This window comes from Nostoc sp. C117 (assembly GCF_043099735.1).
Classification (GTDB): domain Bacteria; phylum Cyanobacteriota; class Cyanobacteriia; order Cyanobacteriales; family Nostocaceae; genus Nostoc.
Genome location: NZ_CP170991.1, coordinates 7124648 through 7150218, shown reverse-complemented (window position 1 = coordinate 7150218; position 25571 = coordinate 7124648). Strand labels below are relative to the sequence as shown.

At 40.4% G+C, this 25571-nt stretch carries 20 protein-coding genes; 5 read left to right on the top strand and 15 right to left on the bottom strand.

What is annotated here, in order from left to right:
* Positions 1-99 precede the first annotated feature (99 nt).
* Both ACFG4S_RS30555 and ACFG4S_RS30550 read left to right on the top strand, forming a co-directional pair.
* The gene (locus tag ACFG4S_RS30555; RefSeq protein WP_392532635.1) at positions 100-876 is read left to right on the top strand and encodes a DUF416 family protein; all 777 of its coding nucleotides are present in this window, start codon (positions 100-102) and stop codon (positions 874-876) included.
* A gap of 10 nt (positions 877-886) precedes the next feature.
* Entirely contained in the window at positions 887-1618 is a 732-nt protein-coding gene (locus ACFG4S_RS30550) for an A/G-specific adenine glycosylase (RefSeq protein WP_392532634.1), read from the top strand.
* On the opposite strand, the gene ACFG4S_RS30545 is transcribed toward ACFG4S_RS30550, so the two are convergent.
* The 3 genes from ACFG4S_RS30545 to ACFG4S_RS30535 form a co-directional block, all read right to left on the bottom strand.
* Positions 1582-2334, bottom strand: coding sequence for a DUF4886 domain-containing protein (locus ACFG4S_RS30545; RefSeq protein WP_392532633.1), 753 nt, complete (start codon positions 2332-2334; stop codon positions 1582-1584). The genes ACFG4S_RS30550 and ACFG4S_RS30545 overlap by 37 nt on opposite strands.
* A 210-nt stretch (positions 2335-2544) precedes the next feature.
* Positions 2545-4296 carry an ABC transporter ATP-binding protein gene (locus ACFG4S_RS30540; protein WP_392532632.1) on the bottom strand — a complete coding sequence of 584 codons (1752 nt, stop codon included), beginning with the start codon at positions 4294-4296 and terminating at the stop codon, positions 2545-2547.
* A gap of 454 nt (positions 4297-4750) precedes the next feature.
* Positions 4751-5407, bottom strand: a complete 657-nt coding sequence (locus tag ACFG4S_RS30535) for a hypothetical protein (RefSeq protein WP_392532631.1) — start codon at positions 5405-5407, stop codon at positions 4751-4753.
* 247 nt (positions 5408-5654) lie between these two features.
* Here ACFG4S_RS30535 and galE point away from each other — a divergent pair, with 247 nt between their 5' ends.
* Positions 5655-6653: a UDP-glucose 4-epimerase GalE gene (gene galE, locus ACFG4S_RS30530; RefSeq protein WP_392532630.1), complete on the top strand. Its 999-nt coding sequence runs from the start codon at positions 5655-5657 to the stop codon at positions 6651-6653.
* A 72-nt stretch (positions 6654-6725) separates the two neighbouring features.
* Here galE and ACFG4S_RS30525 read toward each other — a convergent pair whose 3' ends face one another.
* The 4 genes from ACFG4S_RS30525 to ACFG4S_RS30510 form a co-directional block, all read right to left on the bottom strand.
* The gene (locus ACFG4S_RS30525) at positions 6726-7298 is read right to left on the bottom strand and encodes a Uma2 family endonuclease (RefSeq protein ID WP_392532629.1); all 573 of its coding nucleotides are present in this window, start codon (positions 7296-7298) and stop codon (positions 6726-6728) included.
* Positions 7299-7455: 157 nt separating this feature from the next.
* Complete coding sequence (locus ACFG4S_RS30520; protein WP_392532628.1) at positions 7456-8136, bottom strand: hypothetical protein; 681 nt, start codon at positions 8134-8136, stop codon at positions 7456-7458.
* Complete coding sequence (locus ACFG4S_RS30515) at positions 8111-9382, bottom strand: sulfite exporter TauE/SafE family protein (protein ID WP_392532627.1); 1272 nt, start codon at positions 9380-9382, stop codon at positions 8111-8113. Before ACFG4S_RS30515 ends, ACFG4S_RS30520 begins: the two co-directional genes overlap by 26 nt.
* A 261-nt stretch (positions 9383-9643) precedes the next feature.
* Entirely contained in the window at positions 9644-10078 is a 435-nt protein-coding gene (locus tag ACFG4S_RS30510; protein ID WP_392532626.1) for a hypothetical protein, read from the bottom strand.
* Positions 10079-10900: 822 nt separating this feature from the next.
* Between ACFG4S_RS30510 and ACFG4S_RS30505 the strand changes: the two genes are divergently transcribed.
* Together ACFG4S_RS30505 and ACFG4S_RS30500 are read left to right on the top strand one after the other, a co-directional pair.
* On the top strand, positions 10901-11323 hold the full coding sequence (locus tag ACFG4S_RS30505) for a hypothetical protein (RefSeq protein ID WP_392532625.1): 423 nt from the start codon (positions 10901-10903) through the stop codon (positions 11321-11323).
* 593 nt (positions 11324-11916) lie between these two features.
* On the top strand, positions 11917-12075 hold the full coding sequence (locus ACFG4S_RS30500; RefSeq protein ID WP_392532624.1) for a hypothetical protein: 159 nt from the start codon (positions 11917-11919) through the stop codon (positions 12073-12075).
* Positions 12076-12243: 168 nt separating this feature from the next.
* Here ACFG4S_RS30500 and ACFG4S_RS30495 read toward each other — a convergent pair whose 3' ends face one another.
* The 8 genes from ACFG4S_RS30495 to ACFG4S_RS30460 all read right to left on the bottom strand — a co-directional run bounded on the left by ACFG4S_RS30495 (position 12244) and on the right by ACFG4S_RS30460 (position 25530).
* Positions 12244-12981 carry a peptidylprolyl isomerase gene (locus tag ACFG4S_RS30495; RefSeq protein ID WP_392532623.1) on the bottom strand — a complete coding sequence of 246 codons (738 nt, stop codon included), beginning with the start codon at positions 12979-12981 and terminating at the stop codon, positions 12244-12246.
* A 117-nt stretch (positions 12982-13098) separates the two neighbouring features.
* Positions 13099-14625 (bottom strand): HlyD family efflux transporter periplasmic adaptor subunit, encoded by a 1527-nt coding sequence (locus tag ACFG4S_RS30490; RefSeq protein WP_392532622.1) that lies wholly within the window; start codon positions 14623-14625, stop codon positions 13099-13101.
* Positions 14626-14702: 77 nt separating this feature from the next.
* Entirely contained in the window at positions 14703-17432 is a 2730-nt protein-coding gene (locus ACFG4S_RS30485; RefSeq protein WP_392532621.1) for a peptidase domain-containing ABC transporter, read from the bottom strand.
* Positions 17326-18051 carry a transposase gene (locus ACFG4S_RS30480; RefSeq protein WP_392532620.1) on the bottom strand — a complete coding sequence of 242 codons (726 nt, stop codon included), beginning with the start codon at positions 18049-18051 and terminating at the stop codon, positions 17326-17328. Before ACFG4S_RS30480 ends, ACFG4S_RS30485 begins: the two co-directional genes overlap by 107 nt.
* A 524-nt stretch (positions 18052-18575) precedes the next feature.
* Positions 18576-20174, bottom strand: a complete 1599-nt coding sequence (locus ACFG4S_RS30475) for a dolichyl-phosphate-mannose--protein mannosyltransferase (protein WP_392532619.1) — start codon at positions 20172-20174, stop codon at positions 18576-18578.
* A gap of 73 nt (positions 20175-20247) precedes the next feature.
* The gene (locus ACFG4S_RS30470; RefSeq protein ID WP_392532618.1) at positions 20248-20826 is read right to left on the bottom strand and encodes a GNAT family N-acetyltransferase; all 579 of its coding nucleotides are present in this window, start codon (positions 20824-20826) and stop codon (positions 20248-20250) included.
* A 331-nt stretch (positions 20827-21157) separates the two neighbouring features.
* Positions 21158-23635: a phosphoenolpyruvate synthase gene (gene ppsA / locus ACFG4S_RS30465; RefSeq protein ID WP_392532617.1), complete on the bottom strand. Its 2478-nt coding sequence runs from the start codon at positions 23633-23635 to the stop codon at positions 21158-21160.
* A gap of 275 nt (positions 23636-23910) precedes the next feature.
* Positions 23911-25530, bottom strand: coding sequence for a cyclic peptide export ABC transporter (locus ACFG4S_RS30460; protein ID WP_392532616.1), 1620 nt, complete (start codon positions 25528-25530; stop codon positions 23911-23913).
* Positions 25531-25571: the final 41 nt, after the last annotated feature.

Genomic DNA, 25571 nt, shown 5'->3' with positions numbered 1-25571 from the left:
CAAATGGCTGTATTAATAGTTACTAACATTTAGATTGAAGGGGCGATCGCTAATCAAGAATCAGCCCAAAACTGCTGACAATACAACTAAATTATAAAAATGAATCTAAAGTACGGTAAATTCGATATATTGGAGCAAGAATTAGAAGCGCTTCCACCAATGCATCGAGTGGCATTTGCTGCGGCTTGTTGTGAGAGATTGTTTCCAAATTATGGTATTTTCTTGCGAGAAATAAAAGAACAAGGCTGGAATGAGAAAGATCCCATTCGAGAAGCACTTGACGAAATCTGGGAATTTTTGGCAGGTAAAAAAATCGATACGACAAGATTCCGTGAGTTATTGTCTAATTGTGAAGAATATCCTTACGACTATGAAAACGAAGAAATTCCAGAAGGGCAGAGAGGCGCGTGGATTGTGTCTGAGACTATAGAACTCTGTCTCGAACAAATTCCCCAACAAATTATTTTAGTAGCAAAAGAAATAGACGAAACTCTTTTTATGTATATAAATTATTTAACATGCGAGTCTGAAGACGAAAATTCGCAAGACATTTCAGATGAACAACTATTACAATTAGAAATTCATTTAGATCCAAGTGTACAACAGACTATTTCACTAACAAAAGAAATACATGAAACTCTTTTTGAGTATATAGATTATTTAAGATGCGAGTCTGAAGACGAATACTCGGAAGACATTTCCCACGAAGAACTAGTAGAAATAGTTGCCAACCATCCGTTTACAGTACGAGAAATGGCAAAACAAAGCGAAGATTTGCGGCGCTTGCGAGAAACTCCCACCTTAACTGCTGAGTTTTTACAATGGCTGCGTACTTCTTCTCAGAATGGTGGTAAAAGTCTGCTAGATTTAAGTTGAGAAAACAATAGTGAAGGGTGCGACAAAAGAACCTCAAGAAAACACAGTGTCAAATTTGGATGTTGTAAAAATTAAATGGTTTCGCCAGCATCTCTCTATATGGGGAATGCAAAACTTACGCGATTTTCCTTGGCGACAGACTTGCGATTCTTATGCAATTCTCGTTGCAGAATATCTGCTACAAAAAACAGATGCAGCTACGGTTGTTCCTATTTACAATACATTTCTCTTTAAATATCCAACGCTTGAGCAATTAGTAAAAGCAAGCATTAATGAATTGAGCGAATTGCTTGAGCCTTTAGGTCTTTTCTTCCGCGCTGAAAGATTACAAAAGTGCGCTTGCATCATTTTAGAACAGTATGGAGGAAAAATCCCCGATTCAGAAAAGCAGTTGCTTGAATTACCTGGAATTGGTAAGTATACGGCTCGTGCTATCTGTTCTCAAGCCTTCAATCAACCGCTAGCCGTACTTGATACTAACGTAGCTCGCATCCTCGAACGTTTCTTTGGCTTGCAAGGAGAAAGAGTGAAATCGCGCTGTAAAATTCTTTGGAATGCAGCAGAAATAATTGCTCCCAATAAAAAAGTTGGCAAGTGGAATCTAACCTTGCTGGACTTTGGAGCGATGGTTTGCAGGGCAAAAAATCCTCTTTGTAATGATTGTCCTCTTTCAGCAAAGTGCAATTATGCTCAAACACAACATAATTATAAAAAAATATTGTTAATTGATTCTGACTCCTGAATACTGACTTCTGAATTTTTTTTCACGATGCTATCAACCAAATTTTGAATCATTTGGGCATTTGTTTCACTTAAACTTTCCAACTCAATTCTGTTGTTTTGTTGTGGTGTACTAGAATCGCTACTATATATCCGACGACTCAAGCCGACGGGACTATTCCCATAAAGTGTTGTATAGAATACACACGCTGCTACATATGAGCCAATAGGACTAGGATGACTTTGATCTGAAGTGTAAAGGTTTAATTTCAGATTCTCTTCCTGAATTTTTTGCCAAACAATTCCCACAGGTGCAACTTTAGCTTTCAGTTCTTTTGCAATATTCATGTAGGAATCACTCAATATCTGTTGCTTTTCTGGTTGATTTTGCCTTGCCCAAGTTAAGTAAAATACTGTTTGGGAATTAACTCGCTTAATCTGGGCATCAAACAGACTCGCATACTTATACATTTCCTGGGGATTAGTAATAGGTAAAGTACTCTGTTCTTGCAGTACTACGTAATCCCAGGGTTTCGCTTTTAAAAGCTTGAGTGCTTCACCACGTTTCCAGTGATTTTTAAGCGTAGCTCCACCTACCACAACCATTTCAGTTTCGAGGGTTCTGGTTTCTTGTGCCGACTCAGCCAACTGTTTTATCAACCAAGGGAGGTCATTATAATAGGTATAGCTGTTGCCAATAAATAAAACTCTCATTGACTTTTGATCGGCCACTTGCACAGAATTTTTCTCAAATTGCCTACCTGTCATCGTAAATAAGGCAATCATCAAAAATAGGAATAAACATGTATATACTATCCTTGCATTAATCATTGTAACAGTCAATTTTAGCCCATAATTTATTAATTATGAAACGGAGTTTTCCGGATAAAAGTTTGATTTTTGAGTTGAATATTTCCAGCCAATAAATTATCCTCCTATGTCAAAATGTTAATGCAATAATTCTTCAACTTGATGCTGACTCCACAAAGTTCTATAAAGACCTTGTTGCTGGACAAGTTCTAAATGATTTCCTATTTGGACAATTCTTCCTTTTTCCATGACAAAAATTCGGTCAGCACCAGCAGCAGCAGATAATTGATGGGTGATAAAAAGTACTGTTTTTCGTTCAGTGCCGCCGGAGAGATTTTTGAGAATTTGTGTAGCTGTTTGATTATCTACACTAGAAAGGGCATCATCCAAAATTAATACTGGCGCATTGACCAGCATAGCTCTAGCTAGGGCAGTGCGTTGGCGTTGGCCACCAGAAAGAGTAATACCCCGTTCACCAACAAGAGTTTCGTATTGCTGGGGAAAATTGTGAATTTCGGAATCAATCTGAGCAAGTTTAGCGAAATATTCTACTTGTTCTTGTTCGCTAACTGGGTCACCATAGCGGATATTATTTTTGATTGTGGTGCTGAATAGAAAACTATCTTGAGGAACGTAGGCGATCGCCCCTCGTAAATCTGCCAGCGCTATTTTAGTAATATCCAGCCCATCTAAAAATAATTGTTCTGGTTCAATATCTAACAAACGCGGCAAAGCATTAGCCAAAGTAGATTTCCCAGAGCCAATTGCCCCAACAATTGCCACGGTTTCTCCGGGAGCAATGGTAAAGTTCAGATTTACTAAAGTTGGAGTATTAGAACCAGGATAAGTGAAGTTGAAATTTTTCGCTGTTAGTTCTCCTTTGAGTTCGCCCACTGGTAAATGTATGGCATCGGCGGTGTCTTTAATTTTTGGTGTGACAGAGAGAATCGACTCAAGGCGATCGATACTAACTTCGCCCCGTTGATAGGTGCTAATTGTGAATCCTAAAAGGGCAGTAGGGAAAACGAGACGCTCTACATAAATCAACAGTACTAAAAAGTCGCCAACATTAAGCGTCCCAGAAGACATCCGCGATGCCCCTAGCCAGAAAATTACCAGCAAACTGACATTGGCTAGGCCACCAATTAAAGGAAACAGGATATTTCGGCTTTTTGCCAGATCCAAGTTAGCAGTCAATAACTGCTGATTTTTCTTAGCGAAAGCTCGAAGCTCATTTGCTTCTTGGGCATAGATTTTAATCAAGGCAATGCCACTGATATCTTCTTGGATGAGTTCGCTGATGTCAGAGAGTTGCTCTTGGACTACTGCTTGTTGTTTGCGTAAGCGATCGCTAAACAAACTCACCAACAAGAACATAAAAGGATACACTGCCAGAGAAGCTAGTGTGAGATCCACACTAATGGCCAGCATGACTGGCAGTGTTAGAGCGTAGGCAAATATAATATTTGCCAAACTCAAGACGGCAAAACCCAACAACCGCTTGACATTATCCACATCACTGGTAGCCCGATTAATTAAATCGCCAGCAGTATTACTAGCGAAATAAGACGGCTCCAGGCTGAGTAAGTGTTCAAAAATCCGTTGCTTCAAGTCAAATTCTACCTGACGCCCTACCCCAAATAGCCAGATGCGTGACGCCATACGCATTAGCCACATTGCTGAACTAAGTAAGACAATAACAACTACATAACGTAGTATTTGATTCCAACTGAAGGTTGTTGATAGTTTGTTAACAGCAGCACGAATCAACCAAGGGATATAAACGCCTAATGCGTTGACAGACAACAAGGCGAGAATGCCTAAAGACGCCTCCCGCCAATGGGGTCGAAGGTAAGCACTAAGTTTAGCGAGTCGTCGAGATTTTGCCATTAAAGCAATTTTGCAACTTTATCATCCTAGATTAACTGCTAGTCCCAGAAGTCAGCTATGTAGAGCAAATATTGCTTATCAATTAAGCTTTTATCCTAGATTAAAGGGTTTAAGACCTCAACTTTTAGATACGCTGTTTGCGAACGTTAACACTTAGCTTAAAGGCTGGGTGGCTCTGAGTCGGTTCAGTTACCTTACGGGAAGCAAGTTACAGTCAGGGTAACAGTTCCTTGATGTAACTTTCATTTTTACGAGACGCTGCGCGAACAATTTTCAATTTTGAATTGAGTTCTTGCTTTGCCTTTGGCTCAAACCCTTCTCCTAGTATGTACTCAAACTTTGTAATGCTATGGCGGTAATCACAGCCTAAATTAATTCAGCCACTAGTACTGCCTTGCCTAGAGGTTAGCAATACTAGGGCGTCAAGACTTTTGAGGATTTGTTTTTTGCTTTCTTAGCGCTGAACACGCAAAAACCTGTAAATTTCAGCAAGATAACTTTCCCAAGTTCTCGTTGTCAGTTGCAAGGTTTCCGCATTTGGTACAAAGTCTTCAAGTCGTAAACCGCGTGTGCGAATATCTTGAGGACTTCCTTGTAATAGGTACGGAGGAACTCTCAGATTATAAGAAAGAATGTTATCCCCAGTCACATCTGAAATGTTTGCTCCGGTGGTTTGTTGCCCTAATGCTACTAATGTCCCAGATGTTGGGACAGCAGTTGCTACATAGGTTTCACCTGCCATCGCTCCTAAAGGCGCTCTATAAAGAAAATAGGCCACTGCTGGGGTACTTGCCAACAGCAAAATCGTTATTGCCCAACCGACTAAGTATCCTCCTGGTTTGTCTATCCCGCCTCCTTTAATTTTCTGAGCTGCAAGAATCATCAATAAAACAGAAGCTCCTAAAGGCTTAAGGGGAAAAGACAGCATCTTCCACAACGACGCCACAGCTGGTTCAGTGGGGTTGAGAAACGATAGGGCTACGATTACCAAGATGACGACTAAAATTAATCGCCCGACAAAACTTCCTGAAGGATAAAATCGCTGGAACAGAGAATATACGATAGTGCCAATCAACAGCCACAGCAGTACCCGGCTTAGCAATAGAAACATAGATTAACTCTCAAATTTTCTGATGCCGCCAGCCTAGAGGTTTCGGAAAGTGGATTTATTTGCTCGTTAAATTGTAATAGCACCGTTCAACTTCAAATAGCTCACACCTCACACCCAAAGACTACCGTCGTAGTGATTTTAGTGCAATTTTTTGACACTGTGTCTATTATTTATAATTTTCCAGAAGAGTAATGTGGCACCAGTAAATTAAATTGATTGAGTAGTTGTTAACTTCAAAGGAAAAACTATGTCGTCTGCAAAGCCTACGATCTTGGTAACAGGGGGAGCTGGATATATTGGTTCTCATACGGTGCTTGCTCTCAAGCAAGCGGGTTATAACGTTGTCATCCTTGATAATCTGGTCTATGGGCATCGTGACCTAGTAGAAAAGGTTTTAGAAGTAGAACTGATAGTCGGCGACACAGGCGATCGCCCTCTACTCGATCAGCTATTCAAAACCCACGATATCACTGCTGTAATGCACTTTTCCGCCTATGCCTACGTGGGAGAATCAGTAACCGACCCAGCCAAATATTACCGCAATAACGTCGTTGGCACTCTGACTTTGTTAGAAGCGATGCTGACGGCTTCTGTAAAGAAATTTGTCTTTTCTTCCACTTGTGCTACTTATGGTGTACCTGAATTTGTACCAATTCCCGAAACCCATCCCCAAAATCCGATTAATCCCTATGGTGCTACCAAGCTGATGGTAGAGCGGATTCTGACTGATTTTGATGTGGCTTACGGTTTGCAATCGGTGCGTTTTCGGTATTTTAATGCTGCTGGCGCTAATCCTAGTGGCTTACTTGGGGAAGATCACAACCCAGAAACCCATTTGATTCCCTTGGTGCTAATGACTGCTTTAGGCAAACGAGAATCTATTTCAATTTTCGGCACTGATTACCCCACACCCGATGGTACTTGTATTCGTGATTACATTCACGTTAATGACTTAGCAGATGCTCATATTTTGGGATTGGAATATTTATTAAAAGGTGGCGATAGCGAAGTTTTCAATTTGGGCAATGGTAGCGGCTTTTCTGTCAGAGAAGTGATTGCAGCAGCCGAGGCGGTAACAGGAATTAGCATACCAGTTGAAGAACGCGATCGCCGTCCTGGCGATCCCCCTATTCTCATTGGCACTAGCGAACAAGCCAGAACGATCTTAGGCTGGAAACCTCAGTACACATCGATCCAAGATATTGTTGCTCATGCGTGGCAGTGGCATCAAAAGCGACACAATTAGATTTGATGACATTGAGCCGAGATGCCTCAATGGCGCTGAATATAGCAGCTAATGGCTGCTGGGGAAGTACGATCAAACTTCCCCGCCTGTCAAGACTTCCCCGCCTGTCAGTGCTAACTCAGGAAAATATAATGATGTAATGCGATCGCTATTCTGAAATACAACTTCTTCATATAGTCCATCTATCAGGGTCAGTACAATAACCTGTTGCTTAGCAAAATCAACAATCCAGTATTCAGGAATTCCCCTAGCTGCATACTCAGAGCGCTTGTAGCGGTAGTCTCGGTCTTCATTCGCTTTACCAGGGGAGACAACCTCAACCACTAGCGCCGGAGGTGGCATATCTACAGTAATTGTTGCTCGCTTACCCCCGATTGCCGTAAATAACTCCTCAGTCAATATTATCAAGTCTGGTAGTCGCACTCGATTTCCCGTGACTATAATTTCTGTATCTTTGTGACGAATGAGGCGAATTGGCACAAATTTCAAAAATTCTGAGAGTAAATACAAAGAAATTAAATTATTTCTATCCGTTTCTGGAGACATTGCCACAAGTTCTCCATCTACCATCTCATAGCGGGTATCTGTGCCGTCATCATACGCTAGATACTGCTCGAGGTTGAGCTTTTGTGTTGTAGTGGTCATGTTGCTTCACTCCGAATTCAAAATTCAAAATTAACAATCACTATAAATAAATTTAGTTGCTCTGTATCATAAGTCAATGATTAGGGATTGGGGACTGGGGACTGGGGACTGAGATTTTTACTCAACACTCAGCACTCAGCCCCTACTCCCTTACTCCCTACTCCCCATTCCCCCCTCTCATTCCTCGTAGTGCAACAAATAAGATAGCGATAAATCCGAAGATTGGCAGAGCGATCGCCCAAAGTGGTAAACTCTTATTTTCATCCTGTGTTACATCACCATTGATATTTCGCCGGTTTCGTGTACTTTCGGTAGAACCACCTGCCACAGTAACTTCAAATTTTAACTCAAAGGGTTTGAATCTTGCCCCTGAAACTGGCTTACCATTGAGTTCCAACTCATAGATACCTGGCTTGGGAAAGACAACTTCCGCACCTGGGATGCCTTGATAGCGTTCAGCCGCCACAGCTTCTAATTGTGGTTCTAGGAGTGGTGGCTCTCCCTCTGCATGGGGTTCGGCATAAACAGCCAATTGACAATTACACTGTGCCAAGGGAATCACTTTTCCACCTCTGCGGGTGAGAGCAAACCAGGCTTGGGAGGGTTCTCCTGCACGAGGAGTATCATCGGGTTCAATGTGGAGAGTACCGCCGACATCTCCAGCTACTTCCACTTTATGAGCAGACGCAGGGTAAAGATTAGTTATTGAGATAACTAAAGTACTCAGGAATAATAAATACTTGATTGTTCCTTTGTTTAGGTAATGTCTTTGTTTTTGACTTGTTGGGATGGAGCCAGAAAATAACAATGATTTACCGCGATTTGGTTGGAGGGACATAAAACTTTTCTACGGCTAACTTTGACCAAAAAAAGCGAGAACGCACCATCAAAACACCGAGGGTAATAATTCCCATCAGTACTGCCGCTAATTTATTTGCCCAAGTTGATTGTAAGGAACCCAGGTAATGGGAACCAATCAACACAGTATGAATGGCACTCAAGAGCAAAGCTGGCACACCCAATAGATGAATCTGTCGCCAGCGCTTACCCCAAGATTTCTGCAATGATTCCCAACTCGTTAATGCGGCAGGGGACATTAATACCAATGCTACAGCACCCGCAGCCATACCCCACTGAAATTCTAGCGGTAGGAAGGAAAAGGCGGCAAAATTCCATCCCAATGAGTGTTCTATCATGTGGGCGGTATGAACCACAGAAAGCACAAAAGCTCCCACTCCCAAACCCCGGCGGTAACGCAGTGGTGACGCCCACAAGCCACTAAGAGGACGCGCAATCAGCGCCAAGATTAAACAGATTAAGGCGGCGTGTCCGGTGTAATCTACCATTGTGTCACCAGTCCGCAGTAAGGTGATGATGCCAATAGTCAGTGTCACCCAGCCGCCTAATCGAAACAACTGACTGCGCCTGTCTTTACTCACCAATGATGTAGAGACGCCTACACCTAACATCGTGGGCAGAGTTCCCAAGCCAAAAGCCAGCATAGTTGCTGCACCCATCCATAAATTGCCAGTTTCAGCCGCTTTAATTTGGGCAGCATAGAGGAAACCACAGGGCATTAAACCCCAAGTCATCCCCAAAAGCATGGGCGTCCACCATTTGGTTTTTAAGGAAAGCTTAACCATTCCGCTGCTGAGGCGATCGTGTAAACTACCTTGTAGTAAGGGATGTAACACAGGAATGCGCGGTAGTAAATCGGGTTTTAATTGTCCTAAGGCAAACCAAATAAGCATTACACCAGTTAGAATTGCCATCCAGCGCCGGAAGTCGCTGCCAACACCCGCCAGCTGTCCACCTTGTAGCAATACCGAACCCAGCGCCCCAATGCCAGCACCGACTAGAGCATAGCTCAACATCCGCCCCAGGTTTAGCAGAATATGAAATTTTAATTGCTGTTGCCAAGTATCGCACTTTTCTAAGGTTGATGTCTGTCCTAAGGAACGTGTGTGTGGAATTTTTGGTTGATAAGACAGGGAAAACGCCACTGTTAGAGGACCACACATCCCAAAGCAATGTCCAAAACTCCCCAGGAACCCCAGGATTGCGATCAGCAACAAATCTACCATAAACAAACTTCTGAGCCATAAGTCCTGAGTGTCAGAATAAAGATTTTGAAGAAGTAATAAGAAATTCTTTTCTTCTTTACTCAGCACTCCTCTAGTGCGGAACTGTAAGTGAAGTTGCGATCGCTGTCAAAAGACAATCTGTCAAACTTGATGTTTAAGTAAGCGATCTATTAGTAGTGAAAGGCGCTCATGTTGCCCAATCCACAAGATTGGATAATTTATTTGTTGGAAATCCCCAACGCTTTTCATCTGGGGGATTTTTCAGGTGAATCGTCTCCGTACTATTAACAGCATGATTAAACCACTTCCTATCCCTGTAAATCCCCCAGGAGTCGGTTCAGGTATTGATACTGTTGCAGGAGTCGGTTGCAATACGACGAGTGGTGGTTGTATATAAGTGTACACTATCAAGCCAGCACTCCCCATAACTTCATTTGTTGCGACAACTGGAGGCGCGATCGCACCATTAAACCCTGTCACTTCTGGATTTGTGGCGATCGCACCGCTAAATCCTGTCGCTTCTGGAGTTGTCAGTTCACTTATTAACACTGGGTTTTTAGATGTCGTCCCTTCATCCCCAAGTTCAGACTTAAGCAAACTAGGAGATGCTACAGACTCAATTTTTTCTCTTCCTGACTTATCGCAACCGACGAGTAACAACGGAAAAAATAGCACAAGTAGATATATGTATTTCATGTGATAAATTTAAAACTAAGAAATAATTTGGTCTAGAACAGATAGTTCCTTAAATTCCAGCAAATGTCATACAAGCCAAATTCCGCCTTTGGTATTTGCTAAAAGCAGACATTATAAATTTTTCAGCTATTAAAATCAAAATTATGCCAAAGTACTCGCAACTTACACAAGTCTTTTTAATGTATAAAAAGTAGTAAGTATAGTTTAATTACTCACCGATAATATACTGAGTAAAGTATGGCATAAATCTAGCTTCTATCTGAATAAAATATTTACTCTAAGAAGGGATGCGATCGCGCCCTGCCATCTGATGCAAAATACAAACCAGGAAATAAGGAAGCAACGTACCTCATCAAATGGAAACCCTGTTATATAGTTGCGTTTACCTGTCTCATAAAATTCTTAAACTTCCTCAAACCCAAACCGGCCCAGCCAATTATTCTATGCTACGGACAACAAAGCCGCGGCCTAGAGCCAGAGCAAATTCAATCAGTTATGAAATGGCTGGAGAACTGACGCTCTCTACAAGACGCTGCCCGTAGCTTTTAGCTTGCTTCTTTGGATGAGTAAGCGAACTCGCTACTGCTGGGCTATCCTGGCTCAAAACCCATAGCTTTGTACTTCATCGAAAAGAAAACTGCTGTATGAAAATCAGTATCAAGCAATCAAACAGTTAGCGGGAAATTTTTTAGCCTAGCTGAAAATCAATTAATAGAAAAACTTAATAATAAATCCCACTAAAAATTTCCGTAACTTCTCTCTAAACCACTGTAGCTGAATTTAGGAACATAGTTCCAATACCAAATTTAAACTGTTAATTAAATGTTGAAAAATTCTTTGGTGCTTGCTATTTCTAGTGCATCTTTAGCTGCTGCTTTAGTTAGTCCGGCTCTAGCTGCACCTGCTGACTTTATTGGTACTTGGGTGAATACTAATTCAAATACAAGTGGTATTACTCGTTTGGTGATCACATCAGCCGGTGGCAACAAATTAAACATCGAAGCATTTGGTAAATGCCATCCTACTGATTGTAAATGGGGGAAAACCAGGCTCATAACCTATAGCAGTAATGTACAAAACCCAAACACCCGTTATGGGACTGCTAGCTACAATCCAGGATTTGCTCAAACTCTTCTGACTTTGGATCTCAAAGGCAGAAATGCACTTTCTTTACAGAACTTCACAGAATTTACAGATAATAGTGGACGGCAAAACTATTCTTCCATCGACAGCTTTAAACGTTAAAACTCTCAAGGTAAATATATAAATAGCCCGAATTTCTCAGTTGTGAGAAATTCGGTTTTCCTGTAAGGGTACGTGGACTCACTCTAAGCGAAGCTGTGCCAAAGGCTTTACGCTGCGCTAACAAAATTCAAAATTCAAACAAAAGTGACTTAAATGTTTTATTTATCTAGATAAAAATCAGGAATATCTCAATGTTTTTAGATTTTTCTAAATTCTATGTTAGCAGATAGAATGTATAGCACTCCTAAATGATTTATCAAAAAAATCACCCCCCTCTATTCCCACCTTCCCAAGGGCAGACTAGAAGGGTTTCACAACAAACTCAAAGTCTGACAAATGATTTATCTCTACTATAAATAGTATCCCAGATAAAAAAGTAAATTGGCAAAATTATTTATTGTTTTTCAGAAAAATATCTATATAAGCACTAATCAAATTATTATATTTTTAACATTTAAATGAATTACTTTTGGCACATATTAGAATGAATCAAGTATTGAAATAATCAATAAAATCATCGATGATATAAATGTAGAGAGGAAATACAACTCCTCCAAAAAACTCAAACAAATTGACTTAGGAGTAAACTTACTATGGCTAACATTGCAATCTCTAATCTGCGTCCTACTGGTTCTGATCTGTTCCAAGATTCTGAAACCTTTTTACATGAGTTGACAGAGCAGGAAATTGCAGGTGTTTTAGGTGGTTTCAAATTTGAATTTTTATGGACAGGATTATGCGTAGAGTGGTAGTAAATACCTGATTTTTCTATAACTTCTAATAATTAGAGTTATTTGAAAATAGCAGCCCAAGGTTATAAATCTTGGGCTGTTTTTTATTTTTGACGAGTTTATTTACAACAATAGGGCAAGCATTGCAATGCTCACCCTACAAAGGAAAAACTATCTACTGTAGTCTAATCAATTCAAAACTGTTGTAATTTCAACTTGAGCAATTTGTGGATTTAGCCATTGCTGAAATAAATCTAAGCCAATTTTATGGCGCAGTACGTTATCCAGTTGGGGTTGAATAATTTCTTCAACTAAAATCAAATGTATTCCTTTAGAAGTCACTATGGGTTTAAGAAGCTGTGGTGGTTTAGCAGCAAAAACAGCAGCAGAAATCTCCGGCTTTAATTCTTTGCGGTACAGTATTCCCCGATATCCGCCTTTTCGGCGTAATTCTTTATCCTGGATGTATTTGTGAGCAACATCATAAAAACTCATCTCACCTTCCTGAATGGCATAAAAAAGTTCTATTGCCAAGTCTTCATCATCGAGGATAACTTCATACATTACCACACCAATATAATCCAGTTGATTTTCAAAAAAGTAAGGTTCAATTTTATCTAAAAACAAATGAGCTAGTAACTTAGTTGATAGAAGCCTGTTGTAGACAACTATTTCAAAACCATCTAAAGATAAACCATGTTTTTTTAGCCATGCCCAGGTATCTTCAGCACTCTCCAGTTGATACATTAATCTGAATTTATCTGCGGCTTGCTGAAGTTCTTCAGTTTCTACTTTGATGCCTACTGTAGCTGCGGCATTTTCAATCATCTTATGGTTAATAATGTCTTCGATTATCTCAGGAATTTTGCAGGATAGCTTGATTTGATTAAGAATATCTTCGTTGGTAATAGTGATAGATTCTAACATAATTTTACTTTGGTAATTAGGTAAACAAATTAAAAGCGGAATAACCCTTTTTTCCGTTAATGAAAGGAAAGAAGAATAGATTAGGAGGTTGAAAAATGTACAATTACCGGGAAATATTTACAATTTCACACCTCCTTGCTGCAACTTCTTAAACGGATCGAGTAGAAAATCAATAATTCGCCGTTGGCGTATAATCACCTCAGCTGATGCTGTATCCCCAGGACGGAAGGGAATACACTTATTTGCAGAGGGAATGCAACTCTGTTTTAGCGAAATATCTAAGTTATAAGCCGCCATTTTTCCATTAGGCGTATCTATCTCTGTAGTAGTAGGAGAAATTTTAATTAATTCACCTGCTACAACCCCATAATCTTGAAAAGGATAAGCATCAAATTTTATTTTTACTGGTAGTCCTGTCCGCAAAGAACCACTTTCTGTAGTTGCCATTTGTGCCCGAATTATTAAAGGTGAATTCAGCGATGCAATCTCTGCCACCATTGTCCCTGGCTGGACAACAGAACCAGCTTTTTCAATTGGTAGGTGAAATAATGTACCACTACTGGTAGCTCTGATTTCTCGTTGTCCTAACTGAAACCTCAATGATAAAATTTGCCTTTTATTTTGAGCTATTTCTGATTGTAATGAAGTAATATCAGTATCTAAACTTTTCTGCTGCTCGGCAATTTTTAGCACCGCTAGCTGATTAGAACGAGTCAAAGCTTCATAACCTCTTTCTTGTTCTTTTAGTCGCAATCTAGCTTGTTCAATATCAGTATTAATTTGCTGAATACTTCTCTCATAACTACTTTTTTGCTCTGACAAAGTTAATTTAGCTTGCTCAATATCAGATTGAGTTTGCTCATATACTTTTTGTTTTTCTTTAGCTATATCTTCTTTTTCAACAACATTTATTTCTGGAACTACTCCTTCTTTATTTAGCTTGCTATAGCGTTGAACCTCTCGCTGAGTACTTATCAAACTACTTTCGGCTAACTTACTAGTAGTTTTACTATGTTCAAGAGTTTGCTGTGCTTGATTAACTTGAGCTAATTTTTCTTCTTTTTGCAATTGATAAGCATTCTTCAGAGCATCTAAATTTTGGCGTGCTTGATCGATTTGGGTTTGCTTTTCTAATTGTTGAGATTGATTTTGTTGCTGTTGAGTCGCTAAAGATACAAATAATTGATTTTTAGATGCATTTAACTGAGCAAGTCGATTTAATTGTCCCTCTAATTTATCCTGTGCCTGCTGAAAATCTGCCTTGACTAATTCTGATTCTAAAACCAATAAAGTCTGCCCAGCTTTTACATAATCACCTTCTTTGACTCGAATTTGGGCAACAGTTCCCGCCACAGCAGAATCGAGTTTAATTGTTTTTTCTTTAGGCTCAGTTCGACCTCTCGCTGTACCAGTTTCATCTACCTTAGATAACATTGCCCAAGGTAAGATTATAGATACAAATACAACTAGGAAATATAGTAATCCTCTTGTCCAAACCTGAGGAAAACTGTCAAGTGATTCTTTGGTAATCTGAGACCAATCATCAGTGGATTTGGCGAGAATTGGCGAAGGTAACATTTCTTGGATAAATGTTTCTTCTGATAGTGGATTGGTTACCTTTCCATTTATTACAGTATTTGGCATAATTCTCTGGATACAGATTTTTAAAGGTGGATATTTTATTAATCATTAATGATGAATAACTTTTCTGTTTTCATAATTTATGCTGTAACCTGTAACTGCTGTTGATTGAGATAGAAATAATGTCCCCGTTTCGCCATTAATTCTTCATGATTTCCACTTTCAATTAATACACCTCTGTCTAGTACCAAAATCAAATCAGCACTTCGGATTGTAGAAAGACGATGGGCGATTACCAAAGTAGTTCTTCCTCGAAGAATTGTGTTGAAATTCTGCTGGATAATTCTTTCTGATTCGGTATCTAAATGGGAAGTTGCTTCATCTAAAACCAATAACTGAGGATTACCTAATAAAGCTCTGGCAATAGCTATCCTCTGTCTTTGTCCCCCAGATAACAATCCCCCACCTTCACCAATTTGGGTTTCATACCCCATCGGTAATTTTTTAATAAATTCATCAGCACCTGCTAGTTTTGCTGCCTGCATCACCTCTTCTAAAGCTGCTCCAGGATGCCCTAAGCTAATATTATCTCGAATTGTTCCGCCAAACAAAAAAGTATCTTGATCGACTACCCCGACTTGTTGACGTAAAGAACTTAAGGAAATGCTAGTAATATCTTGTCCATCAATTAAAATTTTGCCATCTGTGGCAGGATACAACCCTAAAACTAACTTAGAAATAGTAGTTTTTCCCGAACCACTACGCCCAACTAAAGCGACCATTTGCCCTGCTTTTACTTCAAAGCTCAGATTCTCTAAGATATTCATATCGCTTTCTGGATGATAGCGAAATGTCACTTTTTGAAAGCGAATATTACCCTGAATTGCTGGTAAGTTTTGCCGTGGTTGGTGGTGTAAATCTTCTTCTGGTTTTGCATCTAAGACATCATTGATACGTTCCATAGCAATCACGACTTCTTGCAACTGATTCCACAATACACTTAACCTTTGAAAGGGGGTAATAATATTACCCAGTAGCATATTAAATGCTACTAGTTGCCCAATAGTTAATTGATCGTGAATCACTTGATAAGCCCCAAACCACAACAAAGCAGTAGTCATGAGAGCTTGAATTGTGTTACTGAATATTTGCAGACGATTGCTAATAACTTGTCCAGCAAAATTAGTTTTTACTTCTTTATTTAGTAATTCCTCCCAATGCCAACGCACTGTTTGTTCAACTGCTGTGGCTTTCACTGTCCGCACACCGCTTAGGGCTTCAATTAGGTAACTACCTTCTTGGGAAACAGCATTAAATATTTCTCTGGAAATTTTTTGTAAAAAAGGTGTGGCAATCAATGCCAGTAAAGCAAAAGGTGGAATAATTAACAATGCCAGCAACGCCATTTTCCAGCTGTACCAAAACATTAATCCCACATAGATAAAGACGGTGAGTAAATCTAGGAGAATTGATAATGCTTCGCCAGAAAGGAAGCGTTGAATTTTCCGGTTCTCTTGGACGCGAGAGATAATATCGCCGACATAACGAGACTCGAAGAAACTCAAGGGTAACCGCAAGGTATGGCGAATAAACCCAATAATTAATGCTAGGTCTATTCGATTGGCTGTGTGGTCTAGGAGATATTGGCGCAACCCTGTCATGGCTACCCGAAACAGGTTAAACATTAGCAATCCGATGCCAACAGCTGTTAAGGTGAGTTCCGATCGCTGCACTACCACCCGATCTAAAATTAACTGGGTGAATAAAGGAGTTACAAGCCCAAATATCTGGATAAATACCGACGCAATAAACACCTCCACCATCACCAAAGCGTGAGGCTTCATCAACTCAAAAAACTGCCAAAAGGGTGTAGAACTCTCTTGAGTCTCTTTAAGCATGGCTGTCGGTTGCAACAGCAAGGTGTAACCAGTCCAGTTGGCTTTAAATTCGGCGTGACTGAGGGTGCGTTGACCGATCGCTGGGTCGGCTACAATCACGTGTTTAGGGGTAATTTCGTAGACAACAATGTAATGCTTGCCTTCCCAATGCACGATCGCTGGTAAGCTTTGCTTGGCTAACTGCATAAGTCCAGCTTTTACAGGTCGTGTGGCAAAGCCGAGACTTTCTGCCGCTACCAATAATCCCCGCAAAGATGCACCATTGCGGTCAACGTTGGCGATATCCCGCAAGCGATTGACACTAAAGCGTTTCCCCCAATAGCGAGATACCATAACTAAACAAGCTGCACCGCAATCGGATGCACTCTGTTGAGCAAAAAACGGATAGCGCCGCGTTACTCGCTGCCATAAATGCCCAACTTGCTGGGTAGGATTGGGAAAATAAGCTTTGCTAATCTTCTTCCCCTGGGGCAAATCTGCTGGCTGTGATGAAATATCTGTTTCATAATAGGTATTTGACTCAAGTTCCTTCACAGCAGAGTTATCTGAGTCCAGCTGTTGGGGATTGAGAGATAGCGCCCTAGCCCACAAATTTTCCCGAATTTGAGGATATTTAGCCATCAATGATGACAACACCTCACTGGAAATAAAGCATAGTTGCAAATTTACTGAAGCTCTGGCAGTATAAGGCTGAAATTGGGCATCTGGGAACAAGGTACATTCCCCAAATGAGTCTCCTGTCTCTAAAGTAGCGATTAACTCATCGGTGCTATCGAGCAATCTGACCTTGCCAGCGATCGCAATATATATTCCTGGTTCGGCATCACTTGCAACCCAAAACTTACCGACTTTGGGATTGCTCTCTTTAAATTTTTGAAGACATTGTTGATATTCCTCTGTTGGAATAGAATACCCCAGAATATTGTTGAGTTGTTGTAGAGAAACCAACTGATTCGATAGATGGTGTACCATGAATCTCTGAATTTTTTGCTAATTTGGCGAAGTTAATAGGTAATATTTCGGAATTATCGGGAATAGTTGGCGATTTGAGGTCACTAATCAAGATTTTGGAACTCGTAGCCTGTTTAATACTGTTGGCTTCAGGATTGTTAGCTTTTGGGCGTGTGGATAATCCCATCTGTTTGAGTAGTCGTTTGAGATGGCGATCGCTTACTTCAATCCCAAATTCTTTTGCTAGATGTTTCCCCAGCCAGTTTGCTGTCCATCGGCGAAAAGAATAGCCATGATCGCGGGGACTACTCCCAATCAACTCTTTCAAACGTTCTAAATACTCGTCATTTACTGCCTTCGGGCGACCAATGGGGCAATCTTGCCATTGATGCGCCATCCCCGTCCGGGCTATGTGCATCCAATGGCGTGCTGTTGCTGGACAACACCCCAAAATTTGACAAATTGACCTTTGAGTTTTTCCCTCATCTGCTAACAACATGATTTCAATGCGCTGTCGGTAAGATTCAGGTAAACTTTTTTCTAAACTTACTATCAGTAATTTACGCTGAAATGATGTTAAATACTTACTAGTATTTATACTAGTATATTTTGTTTGAATTGTCGTTTCGCAGTCGGACATATACGTATAATTACTCGATGTATAGACACACGAATGTCTTATGCTGAATGCATAATTTAGGATATTTCTCTACTTTAGGTATAAATAAGTAGAGATTTTACAAAAGCTAGTGTTTCCTTATATCTGTAATACTTATCACTTTTGATTATTTATTTTATGCAAGAAAGTTAATTACGATAAGTAATATTTATTACATTAAGGACTTATCTGTTGCTTTTATTGGTATAGATTAGGCTACAAATCCTATTTATCAATTCCGAAAATAGTTACTCTATTTTCATAAACTTTTTGTAAAGATAAATGAATTTATGACGAACAGAGAAAAAAGAAGCGATCGCAAAACGCTGTTAACACGGATGAAAATTTCTTTGGCAACGAGGGCACAAAATACTGTGCCCCAACAATGAAGTGTATTCCCCGCCTGTAAAAATTACTGTAAGCGCTTAAACTTCTAGTAAAGGAAGGGCGACGGTCAATACTGCCTAAGTTTTGAAATTTCTTGGTTGAGGCAAGCAGGGGAAGAGCTAAATCCAAGAATTGAACCACATTCGTAGTTTATAATCTTCAGGGGAGAGGGGTAAACCTAAATACACCGGCATCCAGAAAATAAAAGCAACCACAATGATAAAAGTAATGGTGACGCCTACCGCTCGCATTTGTTGATAATAGCTGCGAAGACATTGATCGACAAACCAAGCGATCGCTAAAAATACAAATACCAATGCACACATATAATGGTAGATAAAAACGCACCTCGTCACCTTTACCCAAGGCAATAAGTTAGCAGCGTAATTTAAAACTAAGTACAATCCAATCCAAGTATCAACACTAAGAGTTGCAGGTACAGAGAAACGCTTTTCTTTCACCAAAGGAATCAGGACTTGCGCCACCAGCATCCCAACTAAAAATAATATGGCAGCAAGGCCAAACCACCACAGAAACGGATTGCCCATTGCATGAACATCATAAATAATTTTCACCGCACCAGGAGGCAAAGGCGGCCCCATAACAGGTAGCGGTTCGGTGATAGTTTCAGCCGTTTGATAATAATATGCCATTGGTCGAGTCATCAAAGGCCATTTGTACCAGGCTGCACAATAAGGATGCACATCCGAACTATTACCACCTAAATGCAAATGAAACTTCAAAATTTCCTGATGTACTGCAATAAATCCGTACCTTTTATCTAGTTGAAGATGGGGAATCCAGATAATACTGTAAATAAAAGCTGGAATTATTCCTAGATAAAATAACATCTGGAAAACATTTACTTGAGTCAGGTTTTGTAGTGGTGTCTGAGATAAGGGGAATGGGTAATCGGGAATTGGCAATGGGGGAGAATAAATAGTAACTCCTGCCTCTTCCCTCCTGTTTTCTGCCTCTTCCCTCCTGTTTTCTGCCGACGCTCGCGGACTCGCTACCGCTGCGCTATCCTGCCTTCTGCCTTCTGTCGAGGATCTAAAATGAAGTTTGGAGTTAGGAAAAGAATGCATTCCCTGAATTATCCATGCTGTTACCCAAATGAGATAAGCACCTAAAAGAAACCATAAACCGTTCCACTTAGTACCGACTGAGGCACCAAAATTAATGCCAGCAAGAACTAACCAAAAAGAACGTTGTTGATTTTGATTATCCAATGCCAATAATAAAAACCACTGCCCTAAGAGACCAAAAATAACAATATAAATATTACTTAAGGCATAGCGAGATTCAACGAGAAATATTCCATCACAAGCCGTAAATAAACCTGCTAGGATTGCAAAACTACGACGATGACTTAATTGATAAGCGATCGCTGCCACAACTAAAGGAACGAATGAGCCAGTCAGGGCATTTAACCAACGATAAGTCCAAGGCGATCGCAATGAACCTGTCAGCCCATTTACTATCTCATGCCCAAAAGGAATGTGACTGCCAATCCAAATGCCGATACCAATAAGATATTGACTCAGTGGCGGATGAGCATTAAAAAATGGAGTATGCGTGAGATAATTATTACCAAATTTGGCAAAATAAACTTCATCAAATACTAGAGTGTTGAATCGCTCCAGTCCCCAAAACCTTAAGGCGAGTGATAGTAGAAATATACCCGCTAGTCCAATTCGGAACCATTTTTTTGTCATTGGTCATTTGTCATTTGTCATTGGTCATTTGTCATTGGTCATTGGTCATTGGTCATTTGTCATTGGTCATTGGTCATTTGTCATTCCCCTCTGCCCCTGTGCCCCTCTCTATTCTTACAGGTGCATCTTGTTGGAACAGGAGTAGTTCGATACCGTAATACTTGTTTGTCCGCCCTACTCGCTTCATCTCTAGTCTTTGGGTAACACGGATTGAGGCATGATTTTCTGCCTTCACTACTGCATAAATCACTGGCAAGTTCAAGACACTAAATCCGTAGTTGAGGATAATTCGTGCTGCTTCGGTTGCATACCCTTTACCCCAATAAGCTCGCCGCAAATGCCAGCCTACTTCATAATCTTCAGTGGGTAAGCCATCTTTGTCGGGCAATTGCTTCAACAGGATGGTTCCCACAATTGTTGTAGTTTCCTTTTCTACAATTGCCCAAGATCCAGTACCATTATTGCGTCGGCGCGATCGCTCAATGTTTTCAATCAAGCGTTGACGCTGTGACTCAATGCTGGTAACGCGAGAACCATTACCAAGAAAATAGGTCACTTCGGGGTCACTATAAATAGCAAACGCTTGTTCGGCATCGCGTTCGGGTATCCAATTGCGAATTATTAAGCGATCGCTTTCCAACAGGGTTGTCATCTTATCTTTGACTAAACAAACTTTCCATTCTGCAAGATCCTAAAATAATTATGGTTGAGTAGTCAAAAGTTATTTTCGGTCATTTTGGCACATGGATACGAGTTGCTGGTTGGGGTTTGAGCATTGGATGAGGATAAGTGCGATCGCACGCAACCATCTCACTTTTGTAGAAAGCTCTTTAAACCCCACCCCGCATTTGAGTAAAGCAAACGCTCCCCTCCCCAAAGCATCGGGGAGGGGTTGGGGGTGGGGTGTTAGGGACTTTTGCAAGAGGTCTAGTATTCTGAATTCTGTTAGCGCAGCGGGGCGGAGCATGGTTACGAATTACGAATTAGCAAGTGCCTTCAACTTTTGCCACTTCCAGCATTGTCTTTAACACAGAATCTGGATTTAAACTAATAGAATCAATTCCCTGTTCCACCAAAAACTGGGCAAATTCTGGATAATCGCTGGGTGCTTGCCCACAAATGCCGATTTTGCGATCGCATTTTTTCGCAGCTTGTATGGCCATTTTGACCATTCGCTTCACACCCTCACTGCGCTCATCAAACAACCGCGCCACTAAGGCTGAATCTCTATCTAACCCTAGTGTTAACTGAGTTAGGTCATTGGAACCAATGGAAAAGCCATCAAATACCTCAGCAAACTCTTCAGCCATAATCACATTACTAGGCAATTCACACATCACATAAACTTGTAAGTCGTTAACACCTTGCTTTAAACCATTTTTTGCCATCTCTGCTAATACCAACCGCCCTTCATCGGGAGTGCGGCAAAAAGGAATCATTGGGATAACATTGGTCAAACCCATTTCTTCTCGTACCCGCTTCAGGGCATGACATTCTAAGGCGAATGCTTCTCTGTAGCCTTCATCATAGTAACGTGCTGCCCCCCGCCAACCCAGCATAGGGTTTTCTTCTTCGGGTTCAAATTGTTGACCGCCTAACAGATTTGCATATTCATTACTTTTAAAATCTGACGTTCGCACAATCACTGGTTTGGGATAAAATGCTGCGGCAATTCTCCCAATACCTTGGGCTAATTTATCGACAAAATATTGAGTTTTATCGTCATAAAGTGAGGTGATATCAGCAATTTTAGATTTGACAAATTCATCTTTTAACAAATCATAATAAATCAATGCCATTGGATGAATTTGGATTTGGTTAGCAATAATAAATTCTGTCCGTGCTAAACCTACTCCATCGTTAGGAATTGATGATAAACTTAATGCTTCTTGGGGATTACCGACATTCATTAAAATTTGGGTACGGGTGCGGGGTAAGTTCTCTAGGGCGACTTCTTCAACTTCAAAAGGTAATAATCCTGAGTAAACTTTTCCTTCTTCACCTTCAGCACAAGAAATCGTCACTTCTTGACCATTTTTTAAGATATTCGTGGCATTGCCACATCCGACGATGGCAGGTACACCCAGTTCTCGCGCAATGATTGCTGCATGGCATGTTCGACCACCAGAGTTAGTCACAATTGCACTGGCGCGTTTCATAATTGGTTCCCAATCGGGGTCAGTTCTTTCTGTCACCAAAACTTCCCCAGGTTGAAACTGTTCGAGTTTTTGAACATCTAAAATTAGACGTACTTTCCCTTGACTAATTGCTTCTCCAATAGCGCTTCCTGTAACAATGGGAAGTAGGGATTGAGAAGATTTTTCCCCAGTTCCTAGTCCCCAGTCCCCAGTCTCTAATAACAAGCGATAACTCCGCAATACATTTCCTTTTTTCTGCGATTGCACAGTTTCGGGACGCGCTTGGACAATAAAAAGTTGGTTAGTAATTCCATCTTTTGCCCACTCTATATCCATTGGTGTATAAATGTCGTGAACTTGGGAATAATGGTCTTCAATTAAACATGCCCAAGTTGCTAGTTGTAAAATTTCTGCATCGGTGAGGGCAAATTTACCTCTTTCTCTGAAAGGAACAGAGACATTTTTGGTAAATTTAGAGCCATCATCATAAATCATTTTCAGTTCTTTGCTGCCCAATTTTTTATCGATGATTGGGCGAAAACCTGCTTTTAAAGTTGGTTTAAAAACATAATATTCATCTGGATTGACTGACCCTTGAACAACGTTTTCACCTAAACCGTAGGCGGCTGTAATCAGCGCAGCATCTTTAAAGCCGGTTTCTGTGTCAATGGAAAACATCACCCCAGAGGTTGCCAAGTCAGAGCGCACCATTTTTTGCACGCCAACGGCAAGAGCAATGCTAAAGTGGTCAAATCCCTTGGTGTGGCGATAAGAAATGGCGCGATCGGTAAATATAGAAGCAAAGCATTTATGACAAGCTGCTAAAACTCCTTCAGCACCGACAACGTTGAGGTAAGTTTCTTGCTGTCCGGCAAAACTCGCATCGGGAAGGTCTTCGGCGGTGGCGCTAGAACGGACTGCTACATCTGTCTCTGTATTGTATCGTTCAGAGAGACTTTGATAAGCTGTGGCGATCGCCTCTCGCAATTCTATCGGAAATGGGGTGTGTATTAATAGCGATCGCGCTTTTTTTCCCCGCTCTCGTAAATTTTTTACATCCTCAACATCCAAGTCAGCAAATAAATGGCGTAGCTTTGGTTCTAATCCTGCTGATTGGATGAAATAACGATATGCATAAGCAGTGGTAGCAAATCCTGTAGGCACATTAATGCCTTTGGGTGTCAGTTGTTGAATCATTTCCCCTAATGATGCATTTTTGCCACCAACTAAGGAAATATCATTAATACCAACTTCATCAAACCAGAGGATGAGCGATCGCTCTTTAGAAGATTGAGATAAAGTGCTTGTAGATACTATCGTCATCTGTGTTACCTCTTAAGTTGATGTTCGGGTTATCAGTGCATAATTACTAGTATATTTTTCCCATATTCAATTTGATATTTTCTATCAGTTCCATCGCAGTGACTTTAGTGGTGCTGTTAAGTTTCATCACGGCGTTTAACCCCTGCTGAGTACTACTAGAGAGGCAAATGAGACGATTGAAAAGAGGACAATTTAGGGACTTGTACTACATATCTCGAAATATAATCTTTTTCCATATTTCAAAATAGTTGCTCTGTAGCTTTAGTGTTAGATTGTTAAGTTTTGTCATATTCTATTTGTCCATAATCAAGTTTGATAATTCGGTCTGCTAAATGAAAATAGCGATCGTCGTGGCTAATTACTAGGATTGTTTTACCACGCGATCGCAGTTCAGGTAATAGTTGAGTGTAGAATATTCCTTTGAACACTGGATCTTGATCCGCTGCCCACTCATCGAATAGATAAATTGGTCTATCTTCCAAGTAGGCTGTGAGTAAAGCTAGTCGTTTACGTTGTCCTTGAGAAAGAGCTGTGGTAGAAAGTTGTCCATTTTCAACTTTTACTTTATGGTCTAGTTGCAGTTCTTTGAGATATTTTGTCGCTTGAGCATCCAAGTTTAAATTTTTTAATCCTAAAAGTTCGTCGAATAAATAAAAATCAGAGAATACTACGGAAAAATGTTGGCGATACCATTCTCGATTTTGTTCGTTAATTAATTCATTATCAAACCAAATTTCCCCATCTTCCGGTATATAAAGTCCAGTAATGAGTTTGGCTAAGGTAGATTTGCCGCTACCATTACCGCCAACAATAAAGACTAATTCTTGAGGATATAGTGTTAATTCTATGGGACCAAAAATAAAACTATTGTCTTCTTGATTTGTATAGTAAGTGTGGATCAAACTTTTAAATTTTAAGCTATGCCATGAAGATTTAATGGCAGGTGGAACCGTCAATACTTCAGAACGGCTAGCTAAAGATAAACCCAAAGAATCAATTTTTTGTAAAGCAATACTGGCTTGGCTTAATAGAGGTAGTTTACTAATGATGTTATCCATTGGTAACACTAAGTAAGTAAAAGTCAAAATGTAGCCAGAGAGAGTTTCGGCATCAATAGTCAGTAAATTAGGCAGGGCGAACAAGACAAAACCAATGGCAAAAAAGAATACGAGTTGACCCCAACTAGAAGTTGTGGCAAAAAGGGTTAAACCGTTAACGTTATGATGACGGAATTCATTAGCAGTTGATTGCAGTTTTTCTTCTAAAAAAACTTGACGCCGCCCATAGTTCAACTTGAGTTCTTTGACTCCTTCGGTAATCGTGCGAAAATGTTTGAACAGATGATCTTCATCGTCACGAGCTAGGGCTAACAATTTTCCGCCTTTGGTCAATAGCCACTGACAACTAGCGATCGCTACTATAGAAATTACACAAACTATTAGCAATACCAACCAAGAAAGCCAGGTTATATATGCGATACAACCCAAGACGATCGCTAAATTAATAAAAATGAAAGGCATCTGATAAACAGCATTAGCAACAGCCTGAATATCCTCTGTTAAAGTTGCCAATAATCGTGGGTTTCCCAAACGTTCTAAATGACTCAACTCAGAAGCGAGAATTTGACGACTCAAACGCATTCGTAATTGCAAAACAGCATTCTGAGAAAGCCTAATCAGCATCACTTGGGAAATAATACTGGTAATCAATGCAACTATTGCTAACCCCGCAAAACCCCAAGTTATGGATGTTAGACGCGAAGGCGCACTGCTACTAGCAGCACGGCTAATTAAGGCAATCAAGCCAGCACTACTACCACCACTCAAAAATCCAGTAGCGATCGCGATCGCCACCATACCCCAAGAAGAACGCAAAAGAAAATAAATCAAATTCATAACAGACTGCTATCCCCAATACCCCATGCCCCATAGCCCAT